Source organism: Candidatus Babeliales bacterium, assembly GCA_040879965.1.
GTDB lineage: Bacteria > Babelota > Babeliae > Babelales > JACPOV01 > JBBDJI01.
Window position 1 is genome coordinate 1 of record JBBDJI010000004.1, and the last position, 6,822, is coordinate 6,822.

The 6,822-nt window shown below is 28.7% G+C and carries 10 protein-coding genes; all 10 read right to left on the reverse strand.

Annotation, left to right across the window (positions count from 1 at the left end):
- Positions 1-24 precede the first annotated feature (24 nt).
- On the reverse strand, positions 25-297 hold the full coding sequence (locus WDZ41_00125; protein MEX0939747.1) for a hypothetical protein: 273 nt from the start codon (positions 295-297) through the stop codon (positions 25-27).
- Positions 263-526, reverse strand: coding sequence for a hypothetical protein (locus tag WDZ41_00130; GenBank protein ID MEX0939748.1), 264 nt, complete (start codon positions 524-526; stop codon positions 263-265). The genes WDZ41_00125 and WDZ41_00130 overlap by 35 nt, the downstream gene beginning before the upstream one ends.
- Complete coding sequence (locus WDZ41_00135) at positions 513-854, reverse strand: YopX family protein (protein MEX0939749.1); 342 nt, start codon at positions 852-854, stop codon at positions 513-515. The genes WDZ41_00130 and WDZ41_00135 overlap by 14 nt, the downstream gene beginning before the upstream one ends.
- Before the next feature lie 5 nt (positions 855-859).
- Positions 860-1,096 carry a VRR-NUC domain-containing protein gene (locus tag WDZ41_00140; protein MEX0939750.1) on the reverse strand — a complete coding sequence of 79 codons (237 nt, stop codon included), beginning with the start codon at positions 1,094-1,096 and terminating at the stop codon, positions 860-862.
- Positions 1,089-2,312 carry a DEAD/DEAH box helicase family protein gene (locus tag WDZ41_00145; GenBank protein ID MEX0939751.1) on the reverse strand — a complete coding sequence of 408 codons (1,224 nt, stop codon included), beginning with the start codon at positions 2,310-2,312 and terminating at the stop codon, positions 1,089-1,091. Before WDZ41_00145 ends, WDZ41_00140 begins: the two co-directional genes overlap by 8 nt.
- Positions 2,309-2,707, reverse strand: coding sequence for a hypothetical protein (locus tag WDZ41_00150; GenBank protein ID MEX0939752.1), 399 nt, complete (start codon positions 2,705-2,707; stop codon positions 2,309-2,311). The genes WDZ41_00145 and WDZ41_00150 overlap by 4 nt, the downstream gene beginning before the upstream one ends.
- Positions 2,694-3,029 (reverse strand): hypothetical protein, encoded by a 336-nt coding sequence (locus WDZ41_00155; protein MEX0939753.1) that lies wholly within the window; start codon positions 3,027-3,029, stop codon positions 2,694-2,696. Before WDZ41_00155 ends, WDZ41_00150 begins: the two co-directional genes overlap by 14 nt.
- Before the next feature lie 2 nt (positions 3,030-3,031).
- The gene (locus WDZ41_00160; protein ID MEX0939754.1) at positions 3,032-5,392 is read right to left on the reverse strand and encodes a BT4734/BF3469 family protein; all 2,361 of its coding nucleotides are present in this window, start codon (positions 5,390-5,392) and stop codon (positions 3,032-3,034) included.
- Entirely contained in the window at positions 5,389-5,631 is a 243-nt protein-coding gene (locus WDZ41_00165; GenBank protein MEX0939755.1) for a hypothetical protein, read from the reverse strand. Before WDZ41_00165 ends, WDZ41_00160 begins: the two co-directional genes overlap by 4 nt.
- Positions 5,632-6,087: 456 nt before the next feature.
- On the reverse strand, positions 6,088-6,822 hold a 735-nt coding region (locus tag WDZ41_00170; protein ID MEX0939756.1), incomplete at its 5' end, for a hypothetical protein.

A 6,822-nucleotide genomic window follows, 5' to 3' on the forward strand; every position in this document is an offset into this window, starting at 1 on the left:
AAAGTCTTGTTAAGATAATTTTAACTAATTAGTTTTATATTGCTTTATTTTGTGTATTAAAAATTCTTGATAAATCTTAAATTCGCTTTTTTCAAACTCATGTTTTAAACTTCTAAAATATTTTTGATCTAACTTTTTAACTCTTTGTAATTTTTTTACAAGAAATTTTGTTTGTTCTTTTGTTAAGTCTATTTCAGAATAAAATTTATTTTGATCTACTTTTATTTCTATTTCATCAGTATCATCAAAAAGATACCAGATATTATTTTCGGTGTAACTCTTCACAAGTTTTAACATTGTCATTGAAATTTAAGTTAGTAAATTTTCTTAATACTTTATTACCATCATAATCTATTAGCAGATCAAATGTTCCTGACCCATCTAAATAAGTCATTCGGTGCAACCATTGGTGCTTGGTTTCTCCATCAAACCATTTCTCGCTGGCTGGTATCTTCTCAATTCCAACCAGCTTGAATGGTCTTTTGTTTTTACCGGTATAGGTTGTATGAGGATCATTGAATTTCATTTATTTCGTTTATAAATGACCTTAAACCCACTATTTCTAAAGATGTGTTTTCTTTATTGTATTTTTTAAAATCTGACAAATCTTGTTTTGCTGGCTCATCAAAATATCCTAAACAAAAACTACCATTACTAAAGTATACTGACCCTGTTTCGTTGCATTCATTTTTACAAAAATCACCTTCGTAAATATCTTTTCCGTTTTTATCTTTTAGTCCTGTGTATTGCATAGGAACGATTTTAGGGTGTATAAAATCATTTGTGTTTGGTTCTCTGTAACTTATTTTTTTAAGTTGCAAATCATAAAATCTAAATTTAATTTCTCTTTTCATAATTTCTATTGTTTTATATCGTTTACGTATATTTTAAATCCTATCTCTTTAAGTATTTTTATCTTAGCTTTTTGTAGAGCTGACAACCTATCCCATTTCTCCTTACTTTCAATAAATATCACTTCATTAGGTTTGCAGGCAATTAAGTCTGGCAAACCACTTGGCGTGATCTTAACCAGATTAATGACAAAGTAGCCTTTAGACTGCCATTGCTTAATGAGTTTAGATTGTTGTTTACTCATATTCTTTTAAAAACGTTCTACTATTAAAATCTTTTTTTGCTCTTACTCGTTTTAATATCTTTGATGTGATGCCACCTTTTTCGCAAATAAAATATACATTATTATTTTTGCGTTCTTTTACTGTCATTCTATCCCTTGACTGAATATAATTTTTTCCAGAAAAACCTATGTTATAATAAACGATTGCATCTGCTTTGCTTAAATTCATACCCTCACTACTTGACTGCTGAACCGCTATACTTTTATTTGTTTTATTAAAATCTTCTACATCATCCGCTAAATCAAATGTCTTCTTTAATATCTCTAACTCGGCTTGATAATAATACATGATAACAATCTTTTTACCTTTAAAGTGTTTTGCTATGTAGTCAGCTTTAAAATTGCTAAAAAGCTTTGTAAACGTTTCACCTGTTGCTGTCTCAATTATACAACTACCATTAAATAGTTGATGTACTTTACTTTGTAGTTTTGCGGGAGAGTCGCCAAATATAAAACCGCTTTGACCTTGCACTACCCTATCCTTAATTAATATATCTGTCAATTTCTTTATTAGTGGTGGTGTCTCCACTTCTAAAATAGTTTCGTTTATGTTTACATCAAGTCCAGCATCCGCTTGGGTCATTACAACCATGTAGGGCTTAATTATTTTATCAATAGCTTCTACATTAGCCTTACTGTAATCATTGACCGTATGAGTAGGCAGTTTAAGTTGTTTAACCGTTACAAAATCTTTTGCCCATTTGTAGAAATTCTTATATTCATTAAAAGGTGAAAACTTAGATACATAAAATTGATGATAATATTGTGAATATGATTCAACTGCACTTGTACCGGTCATTAAAATAGTTGGTATATCATAAAACATTTTACGTGCTAATTTTGCTCTTTGTGATGGCTTCGGATATGCTCCTAAAGAATGACTTTCATCATAAATAATTAAGTCAAAATCTTTGTCGGTTATCTTATGCAAACTTTCATAATTCATTATTTGCATCTCATAACTAAAACAAAAATTCTCATAGTCGGATTGTATTGATGAAATAGCTTTTTTCTTTGTAACTACTAATATTTTTTTAGCATTGAATAACCTTGCCGATTCTAAGGCGGTCAAAGTTTTACCGCTTCTAACTTGTCCCGCCAGATAAGCTATATTGAACTGGTTCAAAATTTGCGATAGTTGCTTACTGAATTTTATTTGATGTGAACGTAAATTCATCTCGGCAATATTTCAGGGTTATTCCAGCTTATATCTTCAACTACTCCAGCATATTCCATAATGACTAAATTTATGAACTCAATATCATTTAATTCTAAAATATCTTTGACTTTCATTTTATAAAATTGATGGTCATCTGATATGACATTAATCTCATATATTAATTTTTTAGTCGTCAAATGATAGGTAAAAATTCCATCAGCAAACATTTTGAATTTTGCTTTTTTGTGCAGGACTGGTTTTAATTTTTCTTTGATTGTTTTCATGGTGTCAGGATTCTGCTCATGAAATCCATATTCAGACCAATCATTACCGCATTTGTCACAGAATAAATCGTCATAATCTAAAATTGTTTTAAAATCTTCGCCACATTGATGGCAGTTATAGGTTTTCATAAATTTTTATTTGAGTTATTATATTTTGGTTTAAATTAAATACATCTGAATAAGTTAAAATATGTTTTTGTTCTATTTCTGTAAAATCAGATAAATTTTTCCCTTTAATCATTTTTGAAGCTACACTTCCAGGTAATATTTTATCTTCTGGAGGGTATTTTGACAACAATGATAAATACCAATTTTTTTGTTTTTCAGTTAAAGGATAATATCTTTTGTAAATAATGCTATAACAAAAACTATATTCCTTAGATTCTAAAGATTCACTAACATAATCAAACCATTTCATCATAAAATTGTCAGAATATATTTCATCATCCATAATTAAAAAGCTATTTCATCATTATCTTCTGTTTTGTCATCGGTTTGTATTTCAAAGAAACGCATTCCGTTAAAGTTTCCAGCTGTATATTTAACATCTATAAATTTTGCGTACTTCTGCACCCAAATTGTAAATCGTTTTCTGCTTAACCACTTTTTAAAATCTTGGTAATCATTCGTAAATTTGTCAAACATTTGCACCTTATCAAGCCTTTCATTGCGTGGGAAGTTATCTTTATCTTGCATAAACTCGTAAAATTCCATCGCTGTTTCTGCTATGAATTTACGCATCTCTAAATTCTTGGCTTCCTGATCAATCAATCCTTCTTTTAAATATATCTGTAAGCATTTGACCATGTAATTATAAAACCTATTAAAATCATCATCATTCCAATCATCAAAAAGTTGGTGCCCAAATTCGTCTGCTGGCTCTAAATCTGCTCCATAATATTGTGCAAATTCAACTTCATGCCTTCTTCTGTCGTGGCTGTTTCCTTCGCCTTTTATTGCATAATTTGTACTTACAACCATCTTAGGACTTTCCTCAACAGTTAGTTTAATAGCATCCTTATTTTTGCGCTCCAACGTCATGCCTTCAGTAACAAGTGAAAATTTACTTTCAAAATCCCAATTACGTTTTACATCATCAAAAAATAATATCTCACTATCTTGGCTAACTGTTTGGTAGGGAAATGATTTTTTTTCGGTTTGGTCTTTTCCATCTAATGTTGATACTTTGCGGATATGAGATAAGCCTTGTATAAATAAACCTTTACCAGTACCACCTTCAGGATTATCGCTTATAACCTCATCATTTAAAATGACTGCTTTATTTTTAGATTTTGATTTGTATTTATGTATAAGATAACCAATAACTGATTCTATTGATTTAGGTTTTTCAGATGATATATTATAAACAAATTTTGAATAATCATTTTCTATTTCTTTATTTTCTACAAAATCACGTGGTATAATTTGAGTTTTCCAAATGTATTTATCAATATCTAAATAGTCAACAAGTTTTATATTGTCTTTTGTAACTTCTAAAATACCATTATTAAAAGCTAAATAAGATTTATATTTTGTGTCTTTCAACATTATAAGTTCAATACTATCTAAAATTGATAAGTAGTTATCTGAAAACATATTTAAGTATTTTGAGCAATACTCATAAACTTGATACTCTTTAATTTCCAGCAAATGGCTTAACACAAAATCTTTGATTTTATCAGTTGAAGTCTCAACTACTTTATTCTGGAATACATAAACAAAAGTCGGTTTTTGTGCATCGCCAGGGTAATGTTTTTTAAATCCATTTTCTTGTAGAAATAATTTATACTTTAAATTGTTTAATATTATTTTACCATTTTTATTTATATCCCAAAAATTACCTATTTCAACTTCTTCTTTAAGCCTTTCAAAAGTTGATTCATCAATCTTATAAGTTTCAGTAATTTTCTTTTTACCTAATTTTAAATTTTGCTTTATTGTAGATTGTTTTTTGTAATCCTCAAAATACTTACAATTAAACTGCCTTCTTTTGTATGCGGATTTAATTGTATTAATAAGTTCAGTATCTGAAAAGTCACCATATTGAATATTGTTTTGGATATAACCAATTGCATTATTTTCGTCAACTCCATATTCACAAAAAGCTCCAGCAATATCAAAAACAAAATTATTTCTTTGACCTTCAACAAAATCTTTAGACCAATTCCAATTCATTATTTTTTCAATAATTTCATTTTCATTATCTATTGGAATTAATGGCACCCGATCTTTAATGTTATAACCTTCATCTTTTAACTCTGGAGCAAAAGTCTCAGCATCATAATTAATATAAATATCTTTATCATAACTTTCAAAACAAATTCTGCTTACATCGGAGTTTGAAACATCCCAATATGGTATTTTAAATTTTTGATTAAATTCTTTAAAATAAAGCGTATGATTTTTAGCGTTGCATTCTGGTATCTTAACAAGTGCTTTTATTCCAAACTTGCCATCAGCTTCATTCGATGGTGATCTAAAAGCAGAAACAATATGTTTATTTTTTATAAGGGAATTCCAAACCGTATTGAAATCCCTTTTGCTTGGTATCTGGTCAAAATCGGTTATCATTAAACCACTATGCTCAATCAATCCATCTTTAGACCTTGTTTTAAATTTGCCATTAAAACAAATAGATGGTAATTTCTTTTTTAACTCTGTCCTTTCGTCTTTGCTTTCAGCACTTCTAATAGCATCTATTAATTTTTTTGATGTACCAACCTGCACTCGCTTTAAAGCCTTCTCTAACGTAATGTAATGCGGTGTATCGGTCTTTTGTATGCTTTTAAAAGCTGTGATTATTTGTTGTTTCATGATGTTTTATTTTTACAAACCAAAACATCAAAAAATTCTTCATTATCCCATCCAATAAAATCTAAATGTATTCTATTAGATATTTTCAAAATTGTAGGTAAAATATAATTTTTATTTGATTTAATTTTTAACCAATATTTTATATTTTCACTTTCATCACTTGTAAGTTTAAAATTTTCAGTATTAAAATCGTAACTTAATTTTTTTTCTTTTGGTAAATACCATTCAAAATAATCCATAATTTTATAAAATTAAAAAGCCTATGCCGTTCAGAGGTGGAGTCTTACTAGGCAAAGGCTTTAATGTTTTTACGATTTAGACTCTCCACCAGTCTTTTAGAATTACAAACATAACAAAAACATTTCAAATAATAACCTAGATAATATAATTTTTTTTAATTATCTAATAATCAATAAAATACGATTAAAAAAAATAATCCAAAACATTAACACTTTAAGATAATTTTTTTATATTGTTTTGTTTATCAATACTTTAAAGTGTTAAAAAAATTATTTAATTATTTTTTTAGGCAAAAAGGGGGTACCCCTCAACAAAATTTTTTTTTACTTCTAAAAAAAGAGGGAAACGCATAAAACAATTCTCAAATAATTTATTAATCTTATTATCAATGCATTATAAAAAATAAACCCTAAACAAAATAATTGCTTAGGGTTATAATAATTAAAAAACTAAATTTAAAACGCTAAATCGTCATCATCTTTTTCAGCTTCATACTTATCTACAGCAGAATTATCTCGATTAGGAGGTGTGCCATGTAAATACTCAGCCATGTATTCTCCAAGCTCTTCAGCAAATGGTTTTAATTTGCTTTTGTCTTTGATGGCTTGACCCTTTTCAAATACCGGTATGGAATAATTTACCTTACCTTTTTTAAGTTCTTTAGCCTCGCTAATCTTAACCCAATGCTTATCAAAGTTATTGTCTCCAAAATCATTGATAAAATCAGAATAAGCAGATACGCCACTACCTTTTAATTGAATGTTTACAATCTCTAGGTCCTTGGTAACTGCATAAATAGAACGGCTGTAATGCGCACCAGCATCTTTGATTTGCCCTTTAATCTCTTTATAGAGACCTTTAGCAATTAAACCACCTTTAAATGCTTTCACTTCCACCTCATCACTACCGATAGCAAACACTTCATTCGAATAGATACCGCTTTCGCTTTTATCGTGCCAACCTTTAACGGTGTGATAATGTTCTAAGATGACAAAATTAAAAGGTAAAGCTACCTCAACATTTTCTTTTGCCTCTTTGTCATAATAGACAAAACATTTCTTGTCTGATTTCCACTCTAAGAATTTCTTAGCAGGGTTTTGAGATTTTCTCTCTGGTCTTTCGATCCAACTCATAATAATTAATTTTAAAATACGATTGAAGTTATCGGCAACCGCTTCCGATTTAATTAT

Bases quoted from the DNA above. Each gene is read 5' to 3' on its own strand.
- WDZ41_00135 (MEX0939749.1), bottom strand. From the start codon at position 854: ATGAAAAGAGAAATTAAATTTAGATTTTATGATTTGCAACTTAAAAAA.
- WDZ41_00160 (MEX0939754.1), bottom strand. From the start codon at position 5,392: ATGAAACAACAAATAATCACAGCTTTTAAAAGCATACAAAAGACCGAT.
- WDZ41_00140 (MEX0939750.1), bottom strand. From the start codon at position 1,096: ATGAGTAAACAACAATCTAAACTCATTAAGCAATGGCAGTCTAAAGGC.
- WDZ41_00165 (MEX0939755.1), bottom strand. From the start codon at position 5,631: ATGGATTATTTTGAATGGTATTTACCAAAAGAAAAAAAATTAAGTTAC.
- WDZ41_00130 (MEX0939748.1), bottom strand. From the start codon at position 526: ATGAAATTCAATGATCCTCATACAACCTATACCGGTAAAAACAAAAGA.
- WDZ41_00155 (MEX0939753.1), bottom strand. From the start codon at position 3,029: ATGGATGATGAAATATATTCTGACAATTTTATGATGAAATGGTTTGAT.
- WDZ41_00125 (MEX0939747.1), bottom strand. From the start codon at position 297: ATGTTAAAACTTGTGAAGAGTTACACCGAAAATAATATCTGGTATCTT.
- WDZ41_00145 (MEX0939751.1), bottom strand. From the start codon at position 2,312: ATGAATTTACGTTCACATCAAATAAAATTCAGTAAGCAACTATCGCAA.
- WDZ41_00150 (MEX0939752.1), bottom strand. From the start codon at position 2,707: ATGAAAACCTATAACTGCCATCAATGTGGCGAAGATTTTAAAACAATT.